General features: G+C 61.8%; 22 protein-coding genes. 19 read left to right on the forward strand and 3 right to left on the reverse strand.

Translation table 11 applies throughout. From position 1 onward, the window contains the following. The first annotated feature begins 84 nt into the window (after positions 1-84). The 8 genes from QMZ05_RS35095 (at position 85) to QMZ05_RS35130 (ending at position 7,901) form a co-directional block, all read left to right on the forward strand. Positions 85-366 (forward strand): helix-turn-helix domain-containing protein, encoded by a 282-nt coding sequence (locus QMZ05_RS35095; RefSeq protein WP_353704929.1) that lies wholly within the window; start codon positions 85-87, stop codon positions 364-366. Between the two features lie 21 nt (positions 367-387). Next, a complete protein-coding gene (locus tag QMZ05_RS35100; protein ID WP_353704930.1) occupies positions 388-1,269 on the forward strand; it encodes a replication initiator protein A in 882 nt (293 codons plus the stop codon). 292 nt (positions 1,270-1,561) lie between these two features. Beyond that, a complete protein-coding gene (locus tag QMZ05_RS35105) occupies positions 1,562-2,026 on the forward strand; it encodes a DUF2840 domain-containing protein (protein ID WP_353704911.1) in 465 nt (154 codons plus the stop codon). After that, positions 2,023-2,535, forward strand: a complete 513-nt coding sequence (locus QMZ05_RS35110; RefSeq protein ID WP_353704912.1) for a S26 family signal peptidase — start codon at positions 2,023-2,025, stop codon at positions 2,533-2,535. Before QMZ05_RS35105 ends, QMZ05_RS35110 begins: the two co-directional genes overlap by 4 nt. 2 nt (positions 2,536-2,537) lie before the next feature. Next, positions 2,538-3,431, forward strand: a complete 894-nt coding sequence (locus QMZ05_RS35115) for a lytic transglycosylase domain-containing protein (protein WP_353704913.1) — start codon at positions 2,538-2,540, stop codon at positions 3,429-3,431. 250 nt (positions 3,432-3,681) lie between these two features. Then, entirely contained in the window at positions 3,682-5,445 is a 1,764-nt protein-coding gene (locus QMZ05_RS35120) for a DUF3363 domain-containing protein (protein WP_353704914.1), read from the forward strand. 36 nt (positions 5,446-5,481) lie between these two features. Beyond that, complete coding sequence (locus QMZ05_RS35125) at positions 5,482-7,470, forward strand: conjugal transfer protein TraG (RefSeq protein ID WP_353704915.1); 1,989 nt, start codon at positions 5,482-5,484, stop codon at positions 7,468-7,470. Between the two features lie 5 nt (positions 7,471-7,475). Further along, positions 7,476-7,901 (forward strand): CopG family transcriptional regulator, encoded by a 426-nt coding sequence (locus tag QMZ05_RS35130; protein WP_353704916.1) that lies wholly within the window; start codon positions 7,476-7,478, stop codon positions 7,899-7,901. Positions 7,902-8,043: 142 nt separating this feature from the next. Here QMZ05_RS35130 and QMZ05_RS35135 read toward each other — a convergent pair whose 3' ends face one another. Beyond that, complete coding sequence (locus QMZ05_RS35135; protein ID WP_353704917.1) at positions 8,044-8,709, reverse strand: hypothetical protein; 666 nt, start codon at positions 8,707-8,709, stop codon at positions 8,044-8,046. Between the two features lie 504 nt (positions 8,710-9,213). Between QMZ05_RS35135 and trbB the strand changes: the two genes are divergently transcribed. The 11 genes from trbB (at position 9,214) to QMZ05_RS35190 (ending at position 18,759) form a co-directional block, all read left to right on the forward strand. Continuing rightward, positions 9,214-10,128, forward strand: a complete 915-nt coding sequence (gene trbB, locus QMZ05_RS35140) for a P-type conjugative transfer ATPase TrbB (protein WP_353704918.1) — start codon at positions 9,214-9,216, stop codon at positions 10,126-10,128. A gap of 1 nt (position 10,129) precedes the next feature. Then, positions 10,130-10,453, forward strand: coding sequence for a TrbC/VirB2 family protein (locus QMZ05_RS35145; RefSeq protein WP_353704919.1), 324 nt, complete (start codon positions 10,130-10,132; stop codon positions 10,451-10,453). Continuing rightward, positions 10,453-10,716 (forward strand): VirB3 family type IV secretion system protein, encoded by a 264-nt coding sequence (locus QMZ05_RS35150; RefSeq protein ID WP_353704920.1) that lies wholly within the window; start codon positions 10,453-10,455, stop codon positions 10,714-10,716. The genes QMZ05_RS35145 and QMZ05_RS35150 overlap by 1 nt, the downstream gene beginning before the upstream one ends. A gap of 10 nt (positions 10,717-10,726) precedes the next feature. Continuing rightward, positions 10,727-13,168 carry a conjugal transfer protein TrbE gene (gene trbE / locus QMZ05_RS35155; protein WP_353704921.1) on the forward strand — a complete coding sequence of 814 codons (2,442 nt, stop codon included), beginning with the start codon at positions 10,727-10,729 and terminating at the stop codon, positions 13,166-13,168. Beyond that, a complete protein-coding gene (gene trbJ, locus QMZ05_RS35160) occupies positions 13,165-13,896 on the forward strand; it encodes a P-type conjugative transfer protein TrbJ (RefSeq protein WP_353704922.1) in 732 nt (243 codons plus the stop codon). Before trbE ends, trbJ begins: the two co-directional genes overlap by 4 nt. Continuing rightward, positions 13,893-14,261 carry a putative entry exclusion protein TrbK-alt gene (gene trbK-alt, locus QMZ05_RS35165; RefSeq protein ID WP_353704923.1) on the forward strand — a complete coding sequence of 123 codons (369 nt, stop codon included), beginning with the start codon at positions 13,893-13,895 and terminating at the stop codon, positions 14,259-14,261. Before trbJ ends, trbK-alt begins: the two co-directional genes overlap by 4 nt. Further along, positions 14,258-15,487, forward strand: a complete 1,230-nt coding sequence (trbL, locus tag QMZ05_RS35170; RefSeq protein ID WP_353704924.1) for a P-type conjugative transfer protein TrbL — start codon at positions 14,258-14,260, stop codon at positions 15,485-15,487. Before trbK-alt ends, trbL begins: the two co-directional genes overlap by 4 nt. A gap of 101 nt (positions 15,488-15,588) precedes the next feature. Further along, the gene (trbF, locus tag QMZ05_RS35175; RefSeq protein WP_353704925.1) at positions 15,589-16,272 is read left to right on the forward strand and encodes a conjugal transfer protein TrbF; all 684 of its coding nucleotides are present in this window, start codon (positions 15,589-15,591) and stop codon (positions 16,270-16,272) included. Continuing rightward, positions 16,269-17,303, forward strand: coding sequence for a P-type conjugative transfer protein TrbG (gene trbG / locus QMZ05_RS35180; protein WP_353704926.1), 1,035 nt, complete (start codon positions 16,269-16,271; stop codon positions 17,301-17,303). The genes trbF and trbG overlap by 4 nt, the downstream gene beginning before the upstream one ends. Next, positions 17,300-18,511: a TrbI/VirB10 family protein gene (locus QMZ05_RS35185; protein WP_353704927.1), complete on the forward strand. Its 1,212-nt coding sequence runs from the start codon at positions 17,300-17,302 to the stop codon at positions 18,509-18,511. The genes trbG and QMZ05_RS35185 overlap by 4 nt, the downstream gene beginning before the upstream one ends. A gap of 8 nt (positions 18,512-18,519) precedes the next feature. After that, positions 18,520-18,759 (forward strand): DUF2274 domain-containing protein, encoded by a 240-nt coding sequence (locus QMZ05_RS35190; protein ID WP_353704931.1) that lies wholly within the window; start codon positions 18,520-18,522, stop codon positions 18,757-18,759. Here the strand turns inward: QMZ05_RS35190 and QMZ05_RS35195 are convergent. Both QMZ05_RS35195 and QMZ05_RS35200 read right to left on the reverse strand, forming a co-directional pair. Beyond that, positions 18,735-19,700 carry a LysR family transcriptional regulator gene (locus tag QMZ05_RS35195; protein ID WP_353704928.1) on the reverse strand — a complete coding sequence of 322 codons (966 nt, stop codon included), beginning with the start codon at positions 19,698-19,700 and terminating at the stop codon, positions 18,735-18,737. The genes QMZ05_RS35190 and QMZ05_RS35195 overlap by 25 nt on opposite strands. Positions 19,701-19,724: 24 nt before the next feature. Next, the gene (locus QMZ05_RS35200) at positions 19,725-20,354 is read right to left on the reverse strand and encodes an acyl-homoserine-lactone synthase (RefSeq protein WP_353704932.1); all 630 of its coding nucleotides are present in this window, start codon (positions 20,352-20,354) and stop codon (positions 19,725-19,727) included. Positions 20,355-20,357: the final 3 nt, after the last annotated feature.

The raw sequence follows: 20,357 nt of genomic DNA on the forward strand, positions 1-20,357 counted from the left end.
CCCTCCGACACCGCGCTTCTCCATGATGACCGCACACACGCTGGCGCCGCAAACCGCGGTGCGCCGTCATCCTGGAGTCCTCAAATGCCCGATCCGATGGCCGGTCTACCCCCGCGCTTCCTGCGTACACCGGAGGCTGCGCGTTACCTTGGCCTCTCGGGGCGTACGCTCGAGAAGCACCGGACATACGGCACCGGACCGACTTATCGCAAGATTGGTGGACGCGTCGTTTACGCCGTAGATGACCTGAAAGCGTGGGCTGATCTCGGCGCCAGGACTTCAACATCTGACCCCGGGAAGGGGACCGTGCTGCCGGCCAGAAAGCAGCCGATCCTGCGCCCGTATGCGGGCCAGGAACGACGCTGATTGTCGCGCAGAGCAGTGACGATGTCCCGCAAACACCATTCCGAGCGCGATCAGCTTGAGCTCTTTCGGGCGCTGCCCGGCGGTCTCGCGCCCCGCGACGCGCAGGATCTGATGGCTTATCCGTTCTTCTCGCTCGCAAAGACGAAGCGGGTTGTACCGATCGATTTCCGTGCCGGCGCGATCGCGATTCGTGTCGAGGCTGTGCCGGAACACGGCATGGCGACCATCTGGGATGCAGACGTTTTGATCTGGGCAGCGTCCCAGATTGTCGAAGCCCGTGACGCCGGCTTGAAGACGTCGCGCCTGATGGCTGCAACGCCTTACGAGATTCTGACGTTTGTCGGTCGCGGCACCAGCGCGCGTGACTATGACCGGCTGAAGGCTGGGCTCGACAGATTGCAGGCAACGACCGTGCAGACGTCGATCCGCCAGCCGACAGAGCGGCGACGGCACCGCTTCTCCTGGATCAACGAGTGGAAGGAGACAGCGGACGCAAATGGTCGCCCGTTTGGACTCGAACTGATCCTGCCTGACTGGTTCTACGCCGGCGTAATCGATGACTCGCTGGTGCTCACGATCGACCGCGCCTATTTCGATCTGACGGGCGGACTTGAGCGGTGGCTCTACCGTCTCGTGCGCAAGCACGGCGGCCGCCAGGATGGCGGCTGGAGCTTTGACCTTGTGCACCTCCATGCCAAGTCCGGCATCCTCTCGCCGCTCAAACACTTCGCTTACGACGTCCGGGAGATCGTCCAGCGCCAGACATTGCCCGGCTATCAGCTCGTGCTCACGCGCGATCCGAATGGCGCCGAGCGGCTGAATTTCGCGCCTGCGCCCGTCGATCCCTTAACGGCACGCCTGCGCCGCCGCGGTCTCATTCCAGATCAGGAGGACAAGCTGTGAATCAGCTCGTGCTATCGGGGACCGCAACCCTCGTGCTATCGGGGACCCGATCCTCGTGCTATCGGGGACCGGAATCGAGCGTAAGAGCTTGTTTCTATGCGCTTTCCGGCCGCTCTAACTTCACTAACCGGAAATCCTTCGGATTTCTTCTAACGGACCAGGCCACAAGCTGCATTGGAGGCGACTGGCAACGTCGGGCCATCAGTCCCGCCTGCCTTCAGAAACCGCGCACTCGCTTCACCGTCCGCCCCAAAGCTCGCAGCTACCGGTTCGAGCTTCAGGGAGCGGTGACATGAGTGATCTCACCGAAGTGGAAGTGCTGTGGCTCGAGAAGCGGATCGAAAACCGCATTCGGTTCGGTCGCATCGTCAAGGAACGCAAGCTTGATCGCCACCGGCGCATCCTGTCAGTTGCACCCGGCAGCATCTTTGCCTTCGTCCGTTGGACTTCCAACGACTGTGGCACGATCAGTTCGCGGATCGACATCCTGCGCGCGGTCGCGCCTGGACAGCGCTGCTCGACCGTCCCTTATGTGACACCCGGCGGAGAGATTCTGCTGCGCCTGTCAGGCTGGCCGAAGGTCGAGCGCGTGCTGCAAATGACCGATGCCGTTGAGGCGCTCGGCATCGATCCCGCTGACGTCGCCCCTGATCATTGGCATCACGTTCATAACCGCCTGTCGGTCAACGAAAACCCGCGTCCATATACGAGAGCGCGCCACAAGGCCTGGCTTCACCGTCAGAGAGTGATGCGATGACAGGCCGCTTGAAGACGCTGACCACAACGTTTGGGGCTGCTGCTGCACTCGCGGCGACGATCGCTCTGGAGCCGCTTCCGCTTTACATCTGGAACGCATCGGCGAGCGTACCAATTGGTCTCTATCGTTTGCGGCCAGCAATGCATTTTCAGGTCACCGAGCTGGTTGCAGTTCAGCCTCCGGAACCGCTCGCCACCTTTCTCGACATTAACGGCTATTTGCCGGTCGGCGTCCCTATGCTCAAGCGCGTGCTGGCGCTGCCAGGGCAGACGGTTTGTAGAAGCGGTCTCACGATTTCGGTCGATTCCATCGTGGTGGGCGAGGCGCGCGACTACGATGGACGCGGCCGGCCACTGCCGAAATGGCAGGGCTGTCGCGTCGTCGGCGATGGCGAGCTCTTTCTCATGAACTGGCAGTCGCATGCCTCTCTTGATGGCCGGTATTTTGGATTTCTTCCGGCATCGGCCGTGATTGGCCGTGCGCTGCCGGTGTGGACCTGGGAGGAGTGAACGTGCGTGTTCCACGTGTTCGCTTCGCCATTCCTCTGTTTGATCGATTGCGGGATCATTCCTCCGTCCCGATCAATGCCCGCAAGGCCTGCGCGCGCAGCGCCGGTCCAGGGCGGCCGACCGGCCGGCGCGAAGCAGCTTTACCCTGGACGGGCGCGAGCACGACGGCATGGCTGGCCCGGTTGGGTACGCGAGTTTGTGCTGTCGTGCCCCTGATGCTTCTCCTGACCGCGTCCGGCAGTGCTGTTCTCGCACAGAGCGGAGCAGACGCTGCTCCGGCGAAGCTTCAGGGCACTAACTCGCTTGCGGGCTTTGTCAATGAAGCCTCGCAACGCTTTGCCATTCCGCCGAACTGGATCCAATCAGTCCAGAGTGTCGAGAGTGCTGATGACGTGCACGCCAGATCGCTCAAAGGCGCAATGGGCTTGATGCAACTCATGCCGGCGACCTGGGCAGAACTTCGCCAGCGCTACAATCTCGGAAGCGATCCCTACGACCCGCACGACAACATTCTGGCCGGCACGGCATATCTGCGCGAGCTGCTCGATCGCTATGGTTCGCCTGGCGTGTTTGCCACCTACAACGCGGGACCATCTCGCTATGAAGAGTATCTCGCAGGTGGCCCTTTGCCAGACGAGACGCGCGCATATGTGGCTAGGATTGCAAATCTGCTTGCCATCGAACTGCCGCCGACGCGGACGTCCGGCGGACAGTCATCACCAACTGCGACGCTGTTCGTCATGCGGTCCGAGCCGACGAAAACGCGTGATCGGTTACCGGCGATCATGCCATCGAGCGGTGCCGCGACTGCAATCTCACTGCCCGATGTTTCGCCTATGGTCCCTCGGTCTGTTGGCGTGTTCGTTCCTCGATCGGGTTCGGGTGCATCGCAATGAGCAGGTGTGCGGGTTCGCAAGCCATGGCGTGTTTCAGCGAGCAACTGGCGGAAGGAGGAGGGCAGTGGGCAAACACGACGGCAGAACGGCGAGATAAAAGGGGCTCGCCGGTCGAACCGCAAGCCATTGGCATGGCTTGGGTTCTATCGTGCCGGTCGGTCGGGGCGCGTGCCGCGCTTTGGATTTTCGTCAGAAGATTCAAGGATGATTTCGGCACTGTAAGTAGAAGTGCAGTATTCGAGGCCCGGCCATGACCGCAGGCGACAGCGATCTGCATATTCGGCCGGGTCGTATCCGCGGCACGCGCGCGCCGAAGCAAAAGAGCTTCATTAATCAGGTGCTGCGTGCGGCCAAGAAAGCCGGACACACCTCAGGCCAGGCTGCATCTGGCAGCCGTTCTGCGGTCTATGGACGTTCGACCTTTGGCCGTGGCCGGCTCGCCTTCAGTCGGAGCCGGTTGTTCAGCCCGACACGTCGTGTCGTGGTTAAGGCGCGTGTTGTTCGACACAAGGGACGAGCCTTCCGTTCGGCACCACTGACTGCCCACCTCTTGTATCTGAAGCGCGATGGCGTGACACGAAGTGGTGAGCGGGCCGAGATGTTCGATGCTGGCAGCGACCGTGATGACGGGATTTCCTTCGCAGAGCGCTGTAAGGACGACCGCCATCATTTCCGGTTCATCGTCTCGCCCGAGGACGCCGGCGACATGACCGACCTCAGGGCTTTCACCCGCGATCTTGCCAGGCAGATGGAGACCGATCTCGGCACGCGGCTCGATTGGGTGGCGGTCGATCACTGGAATACGGACAACCCCCACGTCCATCTTCTCGTTCGAGGAATCGACCAGGAAGGCGCCGATCTAGTCATGTCCCGCGACTACATCAGTCGGGGCCTGCGTTCGCGCGCCGAAGAACTGGTCGCCATCGAACTGGGTCCGAAGCCGGAGCACGAAATCCGCAGTTCGCTGAAGAGGGAAGTCACGGCGGAGCGATGGACGCGGCTTGATCAGGAGATCAGGCTGGCAGCCGATGAAACCGGTGCCATCGACCTGCGCCCCGGGAATCCCGGACTGTTCGATCCCGAAATCCGGCGCTTGATGGTTGGCCGCCTTCAACATCTGGAAAAGATGGGACTCGCAGCATCAGGTGCACCCGGGGAGTGGATGCTTGGGCTCGAAGCCGAGCGTAGCTTGCGCGACCTCGGCGTGCGCGGCGACATCATCAAGTCCATGCACCGCGCCTTTACCGAGCGTGGTGAACCGCGTGGCGTCGCCGACTACGTCATCGAAGGTGGACAGCCGACGTCCCGGATCATCGGACGGCTGGTCGGTCGGGGATTGCATGACGAACTGACTGGCGAAGCCTGGGCCCTGATCGACGGAACAGACGGCCGCGCGCATCACGTCCGCTTCCAAGGCATCGAGGCCTTCGAACATGCACCGCCGATCGGCGGCATCGTCGAAGTCCGGCGCTTCGGACAGACCGGTGATCCGCGCCCCACCCTGGGACTCGCAACCCGTTCCGATCTCGATCTTGGTGGACAGGTCACGGCAAGAGGGGCGACCTGGCTCGACCACAGGATCGTCGAGCGTGATCCACTGCCGCTCGCCATGGGGGGATTCGGCCGTGAGACCCGCGACGCCATGGAAGCTCGTACCGAGCACCTGATCCAGGAGGGGCTGGCGCGGCGGCATGGCCAGCGCATTGTCCTGCAGCGCGACCTCCTGAATACGTTGCGCCGACGCGAACTGGATGAGGTGGGGGCAAAGGTCAGTGCCGACACGGGCCTGCCTTACATGAAGGCCGCCTCCGGTGAGCATGTGGCCGGCGCCTACCGCGAGCGCCTGACGCTCACCTCAGGACGTTTTGCGATGATCGATAACGGCCTGGGGTTCCAGCTCGTGCCCTGGTCGCGCGAGCTCGAACAGAGGCTCGGCCAACACGTCAACGGCGTCATGAAGGACGGTGGCGGCATTGAATGGGGCTTTGGGCGCAAGCAAGACCTCGGCCTCTAGCTATCTCGCCAACTCAGTTGCGGAAGGGCGCTTGGGATGTCCGGAACCAAAATCCTCTGGGGACAGCTGGTCGTCGTTGGTCTGATCGTTCTGCTCGCCATCTGGGGAGCAACCGAGTGGACGGCCTGGCGGCTCGCCTGGCAACCGGAGCTTGGGCGTCCCTGGTTCGAGCTGTCGGGCTTCAAGGTCTACCACCCGCCGGTCTTCTTCTGGTGGTGGTTCGTTTACGACGCCTACGCGCCTCAGGTCTTTGTCGAGGGAGCCTTGATCGCCGCTTCGGGAACGTTCGTTTCGATCGCGGTGGCGATCGGCATGTCGGTTTGGCGAGCGCGTGACGCCAGGAATGTCGAGACCTATGGTTCGGCGCGCTGGGCTGAGGCAGAGGAGGTTCGAGCGGTCGGACTTCTCGGTCAGGATGGTGTGGTGCTGGGCAAGCTCGACCGCGACTACCTCCGCCACGACGGGCCGGAGCACGTGTTGTGTTTTGCACCCACCCGGTCCGGCAAAGGTGTGGGGCTCGTGGTTCCCTCGTTACTGGCCTGGCCGGGCTCGGCCATCGTGCACGACATCAAGGGCGAGAACTGGCAACTGACCGCCGGCTTCCGCTCGCGTCATGGCCGCGTCCTGCTGTTCGACCCGACCAACCCAAAGTCTTCAGCCTACAACCCGCTGCTCGAGGTTCGGCGCGGTGAATGGGAGGTTCGCGACGTCCAGAACGTTGCCGACGTCCTGGTCGACCCCGAAGGCTCGCTCGACAAGCGGAACCATTGGGAGAAGACGAGTCATTCGCTCCTGGTCGGGGCCATTCTCCACATCCTCTATGCAGAGGCCGACAAGACCCTGGCTGGCGTGGCGGCCTTCCTGTCCGACCCGAAGCGGCCGATTGAGGCCACGTTGAAGGCGATGATGACCACACCGCATCTTGGCGAGCAGGGCGCCCATCCCGTGGTCGCCTCGACCGCCCGCGAGCTTCTCAACAAATCCGAGAACGAACGTTCGGGTGTCCTGTCCACCGCCATGTCGTTCCTTGGACTCTACCGCGATCCCGTCGTGGCCCAGGTGACCAGTCGCTGCGACTGGCGAATTGCGGATCTGGTCGGGGATAGCCGTCCGACGACGCTGTACCTCGTAGTGCCGCCTTCCGATATCTCGCGGACCAAACCGCTGATCCGTCTGGTGCTGAACCAGATCGGCAGGCGCCTGACCGAGGACTTGCAGGCCCGTGATCGCCGGCATCGAGTCCTGATGATGCTTGACGAGTTTCCGGCACTCGGGCGGCTTGATTTCTTCGAGTCAGCGCTCGCCTTCATGGCGGGATACGGCCTCAAGAGCTTCCTGATCGCGCAATCGCTCAATCAGATCGAGAAGGCCTATGGACCCAACAACGCGATCCTCGACAATTGCCACGTCCGCGTCAGCTTCGCGACCAACGACGAGCGAACCGCCAGGCGAGTATCCGACGCGCTGGGTACGGCGACCGAAATGAAGGCTATGAAGAACTATGCCGGGCACAGGTTGAATCCCTGGCTGGGACACCTGATGGTCTCGCGCCAGGAGACGGCAAGGGCGCTGCTGACCCCGGGTGAAGTCATGCAGCTTCCGCCGATGGACGAGATCGTCATGGTGGCGGGCACGCCGCCGATCCGGGCGAAGAAGGTTCGCTACTACGAAGACCGGCGGTTCACCGAACGGGTCTTTCCGCCGCCTGATCCAGCGGCGGCCGGCCGATCATCGCAAACAGACGGATGGTCAACGCCCGGAACGCTGGAGCCGGCGGCAGGTTCAACTGACAAAGCCGCAGAGGCCGGGGAAGACACGGCGAACAGCGGTCTGCGTCGCGAGCCCGAGCTCCCCGATCACGTCGCGATTGCCAGGGAGACGACCGGGCCGACGCCGGCAGAGGAGTTTGCCGCAGTCCTTGATGACGATGAGGACGCGATCCGCCAGTCCCGGCTCATACGCCGGCAGATGCGTGGCGTCGCGCGACAGGTCGCCATGGACCGGAATGACGGCATGGAGCTCTGAGCAATATGCGCGACCGGATGAACGTCTATTTCCCGCCAGAGCTTCTGAAGCAGATCTCGGATCTCGCTGATCGCAAGAATCTCTCCCGCTCTGCGATTGTGGAGGCGGCTGTTGCTTCGTTTCTGTCACCGGACGGAGCGGACAGGCGGGAGGCGGCGTTTGCCCGGCGCCTCGATCGACTGTCGCGTCAGATGCAGAGGCTGGAGCGTGACGTCGGTTTGACGGCTGAGACCCTGGCCCTTTTCATCCGGTTCTGGCTGACGATTACGCCACCGTTGCCAAACGATGCCCAGGTCGCCGCGCAAGCAAAGGGCAGGGAGCGCTTTGAAGGGTTTGTGGAGGCGCTCGGACGTCGTTTGCAGAAGGGGCAGAGCTTTCTGCGTGAGGTTCCGGACGAGATCGTTCATCAGGGGCCGGTCAACGAAAACTGACCTAGTCTCCTTCCGGCATTACTGGAAGCCTCACAGCGTTTCGGCGTTCCGCGGGCTTACGGTGAAACTGGCTAGTGCGGGCTGCGCGAGGCGAACGACAACATGAAGCTCTTCCGTCCGCAGAGTGCTTGCGCAGCTCTGCCTACTTTGTGTTCCTCGCCACCGCGAGAGACAATCCGTTTGGAGCGCGCAAAGCGGCGAGCTGATTCTTCATGCCGTCTGCCCGTCCAAGAGTCAGATTTCGTCCAATGCTTCGATCCCCGAGCGAACATCTCAAACCGTTTACGATTAGCTCGCCGACACTGTAGGACGGGAACGGAATGCGGTCGTGCATAAGATCGCTCGCCTTCGCACAGGTAACGTCATCAGGTCCGTAAAACCAAACATAGGAGTCCTCCGACCTGGCCATCATCTCCGCCATTTGGCTGCCGAGCTTCCGGTCGTTGGCCGTCACGTCCCACTTCGCTTGCATGAGCATGCCCTTGCTGACGGGTGGTTTGAGGTCGCGGCGAGCGAGCGAGATATAGAGATCCGCTCCCACCTTTTTCTCAAGCGCACCAGGCCCCCGGTCGCCCAAATCTTGCGTCGCCACTTCCAGGCGCAATCCGCCCCTGTTGATCGGGTGTCGGCGTAGTTCGCTCTCGATCTCTTGCGCAAGCCGGGATGTGAAGGCAGGCTCTTGCGTAACATCATAATGATCCGCCGCGATCATCGCGGCGATCCCGTTGATGCGCTCCTCTAGCTCTCCTAGTAAACGCTCGAGCGGGTTGACGGGGAAATCCTGGTTATCCGAAAGGCGCCGTGCCATGTTTCCTCGCGGTGTCGCTAAATGCAATTTATAATAGCATGATTCATTAGCCTGCACGGCCACGATGAACAAGCTGCGAGGTCGCGGAGACTTCCCCCGGCCGCTGCGGTCAAGACCAAATCGGCCTCGTTTGCGCGGATCTCTAAGCCACTATCACCAATGATCTTTCCGAAAGTTGAAGAGACAAACCCGCTTCAAGAGATCGCAGATAGGCCGCTCGAAGGTCGTGAGGGAGGCGGTGTGCTTGTCTCTGCGAGGGATGTTCGTTCTTGAGATTCCGCATCGCGACGGGTTGAGAGTTGGAGAAGACGGGTAGACGCAGCACGTCAGTTCGCCGACGTTTTCTCTTTCTACGCTAGAGTACGATCCTCGATTTGTTGTCATTGCGGGAGAGCCGATCGTGCCTTCCTAGTTCGCCATCCGAGGGCCCTCTGGCCCTCGTTCGGTGGGGCGGCGGTGGCAAATCATTCCTTTCAATCGGAGGCGAGCTCGCGCGGCGCGCGAATGCTGCGTAGCGCGCTGGGCCCGGCGATAGCCGGCTACCTCGAAGATGAGGCGATCATCGAGGTGATGCTCAACCCGGACGGGCGGCTCTGGATCGACCGCTTGTCGAATGGCCTGATCGATACGGGCCAAACGCTGTCCGCGGCGGACGGTGAGCGCATCGTTCGCCTCGTGGCGCATCACGTGGGCGCCGAGGTGCACGCGGGCGCGCCACGGGTTTCCGCCGAACTGCCGGGGACCGGCGAGCGCTTTGAGGGTCTGTTACCTCCAGTCGTTGCAGCTCCTGCTTTCGCTATCCGCAAGCCGGCGGTCGCCGTGTTCACGCTCGACGACTACGTCGCCGGCGGGATCATGACTTCGGAGCAGGCCAGAGCCCTGAAGGTCGCGGTCGGTGCTCGCAAGAACATTCTCGTCGCCGGTGGGACGTCGAGCGGCAAGACGACCTTGACCAATGCGCTCCTTGCTGAGGTAGCCAAGACTTCCGATCGGGTCGTGCTGATCGAGGACACTCGCGAGCTCCAGTGCACAGCGCCCAATCTTGTAGCCTTGCGGACGAAGGATGGCGTTGCGACGCTGTCGGATCTGGTTCGCTCCTCGCTACGGCTTCGTCCTGACCGCATTCCGGTTGGCGAGGTTCGCGGTGCCGAGGCGCTCGACCTGCTCAAGGCCTGGGGTACCGGTCATCCCGGTGGCATCGGGACCATCCATGCGGGCAGTGCGCTGGGAGCGCTGCGTCGTCTCGAGCAACTGATCCAGGAAGCCGTCATCACAGTGCCGCGCGCCCTGATCGCCGAGACGATCAACCTTGTCGCCGTACTCGCAGGCCGCGGTGCAGATCGTCGCCTTGCCGAGCTCGCCACCGTTTCGGGGCTTGGCGTCACCGGCGACTACAACCTTTCATCAGCAGGAGACTGACATGCGTCAGCAATTTCGTTCGCTTCGAGGTGCATCGTCGGCCGCTCTTGGCACGGTGCTTCTGACGTCTTCTCCGGCATGGGCTGCTGGCTCGAACATGCCGTGGGAGCAACCACTCAATCAGATCCTGCAGTCGGTGGAGGGGCCAGTCGCCAAGATCATCGCGGTCATCATCATCGTCGTGACCGGGCTCACGCTTGCGTTCGGGGACTCGTCGGGCGGCTTCCGCAGGCTGATCCAGATCGTGTTCGGTCTGTCGATCGCGTTCGCCGCCTCAAGTTTCTTCCTGTCGTTCTTTTCGTTCGGCGGCGGCGTGGTGATCTGATGGACGAGCCGGTCTCAGGTTTTGTCGTGCCCGTTCACCGCGCGCTCACCGAGCCGATCCTGATGGGCGGCGCGCCGAGGTCGGTCGCGATTGTCAACGGCACGCTTGCGGCGGCCCTCGGGCTCGGGCTGCGCCTCTGGATTGCAGGGCTGGTCCTCTGGTTCATCGGCCACATGGCCGCCGTCTGGGCCGCCAGGCGCGATCCGGCCTTCGTCGATGTGGTGCGCCGGCATCTGCGCATTCCCGGCCATCTCAGCCTCTGAGCACCCGGTCATGATGAATCTCGCTGAATATCGCAATTCCAATGCTCGTCTGGCGGACTTCCTCCCCTGGGCAGCCCTTGTCGATGAGGGCATCATCCTGAACAAGGATGGTTCGTTCCAGCGGACCGCAAGGTTCCGGGGCCCCGATCTGGATAGCGCAGTGCCGGCTGAACTCGTCGCGGTCGCCGGTCGCCTGAACAACGCCTTGCGTCGACTGGGATCCGGATGGGCCGTGTTCGTGGAGGCGCAGCGTCACTCTGCGGGCGCTTATCCGTCTGGCAGCTTCCCGGACGTCGCCTCCGCGCTGGTTGACGCCGAGCGTCGCGCGCAGTTCGAGGAGGCCGGCGCTCACTATGAGTCGAGCTATTTCCTGACGTTCCTTTACCTGCCACCGGAGGAAGGGGCTGCAAGGGCAGAGCGCCTGCTCTATGAGGGGCGCGATCGCACCGTCGGAGCTGACGCTCGCGAGATTCTCCGCGGGTTTATCGATCAAACGAGCCGCGTTCTGCAGCTCGTTGAAGGGTTCATGCCCGAATGCTGCTGGCTCGATGATCAGGACACGCTGACCTATCTGCACTCGACGATTTCGACCAAACGTCATCGCGTCAGAGTGCCGGAAATTCCGATGTACATCGACGCGCTGTTGGCCGACCAGCCGTTGACCGGAGGGCTTGAACCGATGTTGGGGACAGCCAACCTGCGGGTTCTGACGATCGCCGGCTTTCCGGGTGCGACGACGCCGGGAATTTTGGATGACCTGAACCGGCTGGCGTTCTCGTATCGCTGGTCAACCCGCGCGATCATGCTCGACAAGACCGACGCTACCAGGTTGCTGACCAGGATTCGTCGCCAGTGGTTCGCCAAGAGAAAATCGATCGGCGCCATTCTCAAGGAGGTCGTGACCAGCGAGGCGTCGACGCTGCTCGATACCGACGCCCACAACAAGGCAATGGACGCCGACGCGGCGCTGCAGGAACTGGGTTCGGATCAGATTGGACAAGCCTTCGTCACGGCAACCATCACGGTGTGGGATGGTGATCCCGATGTAGCCGACGAAAAGCTTCGCCTGGCCGAGAAAGTCATACAGGGCCGCGATTTCACCTGCATGATCGAGACGGTAAACGCCGTCGAAGCATGGCTCGGCAGCTTGCCGGGACATGTCTATGCCAATGTACGGCAGCCGCCGATTTCGACCCTCAACCTGGCTCACATGATTCCGATGTCGGCCGTGTGGGCTGGCGAAGCGAGGGACCTGCATTTCAGGGGGCCGCCACTCCTGTTCGGCAAGACCGAGGGGTCTACGCCGTTCAGGTTTTCACTGCATGTCGGCGATGTCGGCCATACCCTCGTGGTGGGACCAACGGGCGCCGGCAAGTCGGTGTTGCTGGCCTTGATGGTACTGCAGTTCCGCCGTTACCCGAATGCCCAGGTCTTCGCGTTCGATTTTGGCGGTTCGATCCGGGCTGCCGCGCTCGCCATGGATGGCGACTGGCATGATCTGGGCGGTGCGTTGTCCGAAGGGAACGAAAACCCTGTCGCCCTGCAGCCGCTGGCCTGGATCGACGATCCTTCGGAAAGGGGATGGGCGACTGAATGGATCGGCGCGATCCTGGCCCGCGAGAGGATCGAGATCACCCCGGAGGTCAAGGATCACCTGTGGTCGGCGCTGACGTCGCTCGCGTCGGCGCCACGGCAGGAGCGCACCCTGACCGGCCTGTCGGTCCTTCTGCAATCCAACCCCCTCAAACGTGCCTTGCAATCCTATTGCCTTGGTGGGTCATCCGGCCGCTTGCTTGATGCTGAATTCGAGCGTCTTGGCGAGGCCCCGGTCCAGGCGTTTGAGACCGAAGGGCTGATCGGAACGAGCGCGGCGCCGGCCGTCCTCGCATATCTCTTCCATCGCATTGCGGACCGTCTCGATGGACGACCGACACTTCTCATTGTTGATGAGGGTTGGCTTGCCCTCGACGACGAGGATTTCGCCGGCCAGCTCCGTGAATGGCTGAAGACGCTCCGGAAGAAGAATGCGTCCGTCATCTTCGCTACCCAGTCGCTCTCGGACATCGATGGCTCTGCAATCGCGCCGGCGATCATCGAAAGCTGTCCGACACGCCTTTTGCTGCCGAACGAACGGGCGATCGAGCCCCAGATCGCCGCAATTTACCGTCGTTTCGGCCTGAATGACCGTCAGATCGAGCTTCTGAGCCGGGCAACACCAAAGCGGGACTACTATTGCCAGTCCCGTCGCGGCAACCGGATGTTTGAGCTTGGTCTTGGCGAAATTGCGCTCGCCTTCACTGCAGCCTCTTCCAGGACAGACCAGACAGCAATCGCGAAGCTCCTCGTCGAACATGGACCTGACGGCTTCGTGCCAGCCTGGCTCCAGCACCGTGGCGTCGGGTGGGCGACCGACCTCATCCCCGATCTGAACAACCTGGAGAAATCGCTATGAACCGTCTTGGCCTATTGGCGGCCGCCGGCACCGTTGCATTGGTGCTTAGCGTCGCGATGCCCGCGCAAGCGCTGATCGTCTTTGATCCGAGCAACTACGTCCAGAATGTGCTGACTGCCGCGCGGGCGCTGCAGCAGATCAATAACCAGATCGTCTCGCTGCAGAACCAGGCGCAGATGCTGATCAACCAGGCCAGGAATCTGGCCAACCTGCCGTATTCATCGCTGCAGCAACTGCAATCATCGATACAGCGGACCCAGCAATTGCTGGCCCAGGCCCAGCGCATCGCGTACGACGTTCAGCAGATCGATCGCGCGTTCTCGACCAGCTATGCGCCGGTCACCGGCAGCCAGTCCACCCAGATGCTGGTCACCAACGCCCAGTCGCGTTGGCAGAACTCGGTTGCGGCGCTGCAGGACGCACTCCGGGTCCAGGCTGGCGTCGTCGGTAACCTCGACACCAACCGCATCCAGACGTCGGCGCTCGTCACATCGAGCCAGGGTGCCAGTGGCGCCCTGCAGGCAACCCAGGCCGGCAATCAGATCCTCGCCCTTCAGGCGCAACAGCTCGCCGATCTCACGGCTGCCGTGGCGGCACAGGGAAGGGCACAGAGCCTGGAAGCGGCTCAGCGCGCCTCGGCCCAGGATCAGGGACGAGAACAGCTTCGGCGGTTCCTGACACCGGGGCTGGGCTATCAATCCTCCAATGTGCAGATGTTTCACCAATGACCGATGGAAGGGCATTCAAGGCCTTGTCCGTGCTTGCGACGATCAGTGTATTGATCGTTACTGCCTGCACGATTCAGCTTCGTGGCGGAGATGATGCCCTGCCGGCGCCAGAGGCGGCGGAGACGACAGGAGCAGCCAGCTCTGATCTCACCCGCTGCCGCAGCGTCGCTGCAGAGCAAACCGCGGCCTATCAGCATTGCAGGCAGGTTTGGGCGGAAAACCGTCGTCGCTTCCTTGGCAAGAAGAACGATACGGCGGCTGCCGGGCGCGATGATTCAACCGGTACAGCGTCCGCCCCCAAGGATCAGAGCCGGATCCTGCACGGCTATCCGCAACCGGCGGCGCCCGAGGTGAGCAAGCCATGACTGGTACAGGGGTCATCGACCAGTTCCTGGAAACGTTCACGCACTACATCGACAACGGCTTCGGGCTGCTCGGTAGCGATGTCGGATACCTCGCAACGACATTGGCCGCGATCGACATCACGCTGGCTACGTTGTTCTGGAGCTGGGGGACGGATGAGGACATTATGGCGCGCCTCGTCAAGAAGACGCTCTTCGTTGGCGTCTTTGCTTACCTCATCGGTAACTGGAATAGCCTGGCCCGCGTGGTCTTCGAGAGCTTTACCGGTCTCGGGCTGAAAGCGTCCGGCGCCAGTCTTTCGGCGGCTGACTTCCTGCGGCCCGGAAAGATCGCCCAGGTTGGCCTCGACGCCGGCCGGCCACTGCTCGAGTCGATCTCCGGCCTGATGGGTTACATCAGCTTTTTCGAGAATTTCGTCCAGATCGTTGTTCTGCTGTTCGCATGGGTCGTCGTTCTGCTCGCCTTCTTCATTCTGGCGATCCAGCTGTTTGTCACCCTGATCGAGTTCAAGCTCACGACGCTGGCCGGCTTCGTGCTCATTCCCTTTGGCTTGTTTGGCAAGACCGCCTTTGCGGCAGAGCGGGTGCTGGGTAACGTCATATCCTCTGGAATCAAGGTCCTTGTTCTGGCCGTCATCGTCGGCATTGGATCGACCCTGTTCTCGCAGTTCACTGCTGGCATCGGGGGCGCACAGCCGACCATTGAAGACGCGATGACGCTGGTGCTTGCGGCGCTCTCGTTGCTGGGCCTCGGTATCTTCGGTCCGGGCATCGCAAACGGCCTGGTCTCCGGCGGACCCCAACTCGGCGCGGGCGCCGCGATTGGAACAGGCCTTGCTGCCGGCGGTGTTGTTGCGGCTGGCGCAGGTCTCGCCGCTGGCGGCGCTGGTCTCGCAGGCGGTGCGATGGCGGGCGCCGCGCGCGGTGGCGGTGCTGTCTTGAGCGGCGCATCTGCCGCCTATCGAAGCGGCGGCCTTGCTGGCGTCGCGGAGGCTGGCGGTTCGGCCGCCATGAACCCGTTGCGTCGGGCAGCGGCTGCCCTCGGCGGCGGTGGGCAAGCGGGCGAGCAGGCCACGGGCACCTCGACTGAAGGGCAGCCTGAATGGGCGCGCCGCATGAAGCGTGCTCAGACTATTCGGCATGGTGCGTCGGCAGCGGGTCATGCGGTGCGCTCGGGTGACCACGGTGGAAGCGGCTCCTCCGTCGATTTGTCGGAAAGAGAGCGCTGACACGCAGCCAATGCGCTTTCGCCACACGCCGTGGGTTAGCGCTCGAAACACCGAGACCGCACGACTTGAAACCGATCACTTGATCCTGGGGGAAACTATCAATGTTCAAACGATCATCAGTTCACTACGGGCGCATGCCCGAGCCGGTCACACCGTACCAGAAAGCAGCGCAGGTTTGGGACGGACGCATTGGATCGGCGCGCGTGCAAGCCAGGAACTGGCGGCTGATGGCGTTTGGCTGCCTCATGTTGTCAGCCGGTCTCGCAGGCAGCCTTGTCTGGCAATCAAGTCAAGGGTCGATCACACCCTGGGTGGTCGAGGTCGATCATCTCGGTCAAGCCCAGCGAGTTGCGCCGGCCAATATCGACTATCAGCCCACTGACGCGCAGATCGCTTATCATCTGGCCCGCTTTATCGAGGATGTCAGGGGCTTGCCAGCCGACGGCATTGTGCTGCGCGAAAACTGGCTGCGGGCCTACGATTTTACGACCGATCGTGGCGCTGCCGCGCTCAACGACTATGCGCGCAACAACGACCCCTTTGCCAGGCTGGGCAAGGCCCAAATCTCCATCGATGTCTCGAGCGTCATTCGCGCGTCTTCAGAAAGCTTTCGGATCGCGTGGACCCAGCGCACCTACGACAACAGTTCGTTGAGCTCGACCGAGCGTTGGACCGCGATTCTCACTGTCGTGATCGAGATGCCACGCGATGCCGAACGTCTGCGCAAGAATCCCCTTGGCGTCTACGTCCGCGCCATCAACTGGTCAAAGGAGTTGGGTCAGTGACCAAGACGCCGTCTGACTTTCATTCGAAGCATCCTTTCGCGCAAAGCAGGCTCGATTCGACCTGGCCGAGGCTCGTGACCGCCAAGCGAGCATGTCTTCACGCTCTCCTGGTATGTTCGTCGATGCTTGGTGGGTGCGCGACCTACATTCCGCCGGAGATCAGCTATGACGCTGACGTTCCTCCGTTGCCGGCGACGCCAGTGTCTCTCGATGACACACCACGACCGCTTCACGTTCCGCCGCCCTGGAAGCCGGCTCTCGGTGGCAAGTCGGGAGGAAAGGAAGACGCTGAACCCGTAAGCCGTGTGGAAACAGCGAATAGCGCGGCCCGGGTCGAACCGCGCAAGCGGGGGTATTTTAATGCAGCTCAGGTCTACGCTTACAGTCCCGGGGCGCTTTATCAGATTTACGCCGCACCGGGGCAGATCACGGATATCGCGCTTGAAGAAGGCGAGCAGTTGACGGGATCAGGACCCATCGCGGCCGGGGACACCGTGCGCTGGGTGGTGGGCGATACCGAGAGCGGGAGTGGCGACACGCGACGCGTCCATGTCCTGGTCAAGCCGACCCGCGCTTCGATCGAGACCAACCTCGTCGTCAATACCGACCGGCGTACCTACCTGATCGAGCTCCGCTCCCGCGAGCGGCCATACATGCCATCCGTTGCCTGGTATTATCCGGAAGCCGTCCGCGAACGGTCGCGTGCGGTCGCTCTGAGACCTGTTCTCCCTGATCCGGCGCAGCGGATCTCCCGCTATGCGATCGAAGGGGACAACGCGCCATGGCGGCCGCTTGCCGTATATGACGATGGCCGAAAGGTCTATATCGAATTCCCGCAAGGCATCGTGCAAGGTGAGATGCCACCGCTCTTCGTCATCGGGCCTGACGGCAAGACCGAGCTCGTCAACTACCGGGCCTATGGCAACGTGTTGATCGTTGATCGGCTGTTTGCGGCCGCCGAACTCCGGCTTGGCGGTGAGCACCAGCAGAAGGTCAGGATTGTCAGGACTGACGGGAGGCCGTCGTCATGAACACCCAAAATGGAAATGATCACGAGCAGGCGATTCCGTCACAAGCGCCGGACGAGCAGTCCGAAATCTTTCGGTTGAGAGCAGAGCATCCGCGCGTGACGCGGTTGTCGCGGAAGGTTCTCGCCGGAGGGAGCGCTGTTGCTCTGCTTGTCATCGGCGGAGCCGTGTTGTGGTCACTGCAGAACAATCGTCACCGAAACCAGGCGGTCGATGAGCTTTACAGCACCGACCATCACAATATTGCCGACGGCATTACGACGCTGCCGAAGGACTACGATGGCGTTCAACACCAGGCAATCCCGCAGCTAGGTCCGCCGCTCCCCGGCGACCTCGGTCGACCAATCCTGGCTGCCCAGGGCCGCTCGCCGACGATCGGCGGTGATCCGGATCAGCAGCGCCGGGACCAGGAGACCGAAGCAGCCCGCATCAGCCATTTGTTTGCTTCGGCCAACGGGAGAGAAGTGCGTCAGCCCACCGCTGCGGGTGCAGGGAGCGACCGCATCGCGCCACCGGGTCCAATGGGTGCTAACGACGATGGATTTGCGCAGAACGGTCAGGACCGCAAGCTTGCCTTCGTCAACGCTTCTGTGGATCGCCGCACGGTAAGTCCTGACCGCATCACCAGGCCAGTTTCACCGTATCTCGTGCAGGCCGGCACTGTCATTCCGGGCGCGCTGATCACCGGCGTAAGATCGGACCTTCCAGGCCAGATCACTGCGCAGGTTACCGAGAACATCTATGATACGCCGACGGGACGCTTTCTGCTTGTGCCTCAGGGGGCGCGTCTGATCGGCATGTACGATAGTCAGGTCACCTTCGGCCAGTCCCGCGTCCTGCTGGTCTGGACGCGGATGATCATGCCGAATGGGCGTTCCATCGTTCTCGAGCGGCAGCCCGGGTCAGATACCGCGGGTTACGCGGGGCTCGAAGACCAGGTCGACAATCATTGGGGTGAGCTATTCAAGGCGGCTGCGCTGTCGACGTTCCTGGCTGTTGGGACGGAACTGGGTGCCGGCTCGGACACCAATAGCAACGACAGTTCTATTATCCAGGCATTGCGGCGCGGAGCTGGCGACTCGCTGAATCAAACCGGCCAACAGGTGGTCCGACGCAGTCTCAACATTCAGCCGACGTTGACAGTTCGGCCGGGCTTCCCGGTGCGAGTTATCGTCAACCGGGATCTCGTTCTCGAGCCATATAGAGGATGACGACATTGATTGCCAAGCTCAAGATTGGATCGTTACCTGACGACAAGCCTGTCAAGGTCAGTCTCGAATTGCCAGCTTCCGTGCACCGGGATCTGGTTGCCTACGCGAAGGTCCTTGCAGGTGAATCCGGTCAGCCCATCAGCGACCCAGGCAAGCTTGTTGCGGCCATGCTGGCACGCTTCATGGCAACTGATCGCGGGTTTGCAAAGTTGCGCCGTGCGTCTCAATCGCGAACCGGTGAGGGATAGCGCTCCGTCAGAAGCTTGAGGAAGCCATCCAGGGCTGGATTTTCGTTGTCATCCCGCCAGTGAGCATGAAAGCTAATATGACTCGGGCCAGTGCCGTCCTCTATGTGACGGTAAGTCGAGCCCACGAAGGTGGCACCCATGTCTGACTCCATCACGAGACCGATTCCGAGTCCAACGCTGATCAGGCTCTTTACAATATCGTGGCTCACATCATGCCGTTCGATCCTGGGACGCTTCTCGCCCGCCGCCAGATTGGAGATTATCAGGGCCTCTATGTCAGTTCCCGGATCGTGGCGGCTCAGGAGCACTGTTTCATCGCGGAGATCCGTCCAGTGAATGACCTCAAGCGCGGCTAGGCGATGGTCTTCGGGAAGCAGAACAACGAGTCGTTCGCTCCAGACCGGCAGACGCCTGCTATCTGGCAGGTTCTGGCCCGGAACGATTGCTATATCTAATGTACCGTTCTGAAGAGAGCTCATGAGACGAACACGTGATCGCTCGACGGTGGCCAGTTCAAGTTGAGGGGCGCGGCGCTTGAATTCTGCCAGGGTCGCCCTCAGGTTGCCCGCCGAAATGGAGGTGCAAAACCCGATCGAGAGACGGCCAGCGTCTCCGCGACCGGTGGAACGTCCCGTAACGACCAGCACATCGACCTGTTCGAGTATCGCTCGCGATACTCGCAGGATGCTTCGTCCGGCATGGGTAGGTACAACTCCTCCGCTTGATCGTTGAAACAGCGGCACCCCGACCAGCTGCTCCAGCTGGCTGATCGAGCGGCTTAGCAAGGAATGACGAATACCAAGCAGTGCTGCCGCCCGCCGGATGCTTCCACAGTCGGCAGCCGCGACGGCTGATCGCAAATGACGCAGACCAATACCGGCTGATTGGGTATAGGGGGCTATTTCCTGGTACCTCTGCGGTGATCGATTCGAGGCAGACATGAGAACGCGCCGTGATTGCTGCGGCTAGGCAGGTCTCATTGCAAGCTCCCATAGTACAGGTGATTGCAGATTCCCGGCGCGGCGAATTCGCCTCAGGCAATCGCAGGATATTTCAAGATACCCTGCTACCGCTTGAGTGTTGCCGAATTCTCTTGGCGGCCCAGTCCGGCGCAGAGGCCATTCTGCACGGCGCAAGATTCGCTCCATCCGAACGTCGGTGACGGTGATAATGTTCGTGAGTTGTCGCGAAAGGCCGAACTCTATCATGCCAGCAAGAAGTTCGTAGGTTGCGCTGGTCAGGCCATGCTGCGTACTTCGCGCTTCGCTGATAATATCGAGCGCGAAACGGCTACTCTCCCAAACCGATGGACTGGCCTCGAAGGGTTGCCCATTGAGTAACACCGGAAAGGTGTCGCGCAACATTGTCGGACCCGTTGATGGAAGCAGTCGCACGCAGCCCTGAACGCGGTAGTCGCTTGCTCGCTGAATCAGGTAAACGGGACGCAGCGCGTCGAATTCATCTATCTCCATCTCACCGCTCGTTTGCACTTCCCAGCGAAGCCGTTCCTTGAACACCCGATATCTAAGCCGGTGCATTTCCGAAAGCTCTTCGGAGAAAGCCCCGTAGAATTCGGATGTGATGATCTGCATCATGAA

It is taken from the genome of Bradyrhizobium sp. INPA03-11B, from assembly GCF_040446015.1.
GTDB lineage: Bacteria > Pseudomonadota > Alphaproteobacteria > Rhizobiales > Xanthobacteraceae > Bradyrhizobium > Bradyrhizobium macuxiense_A.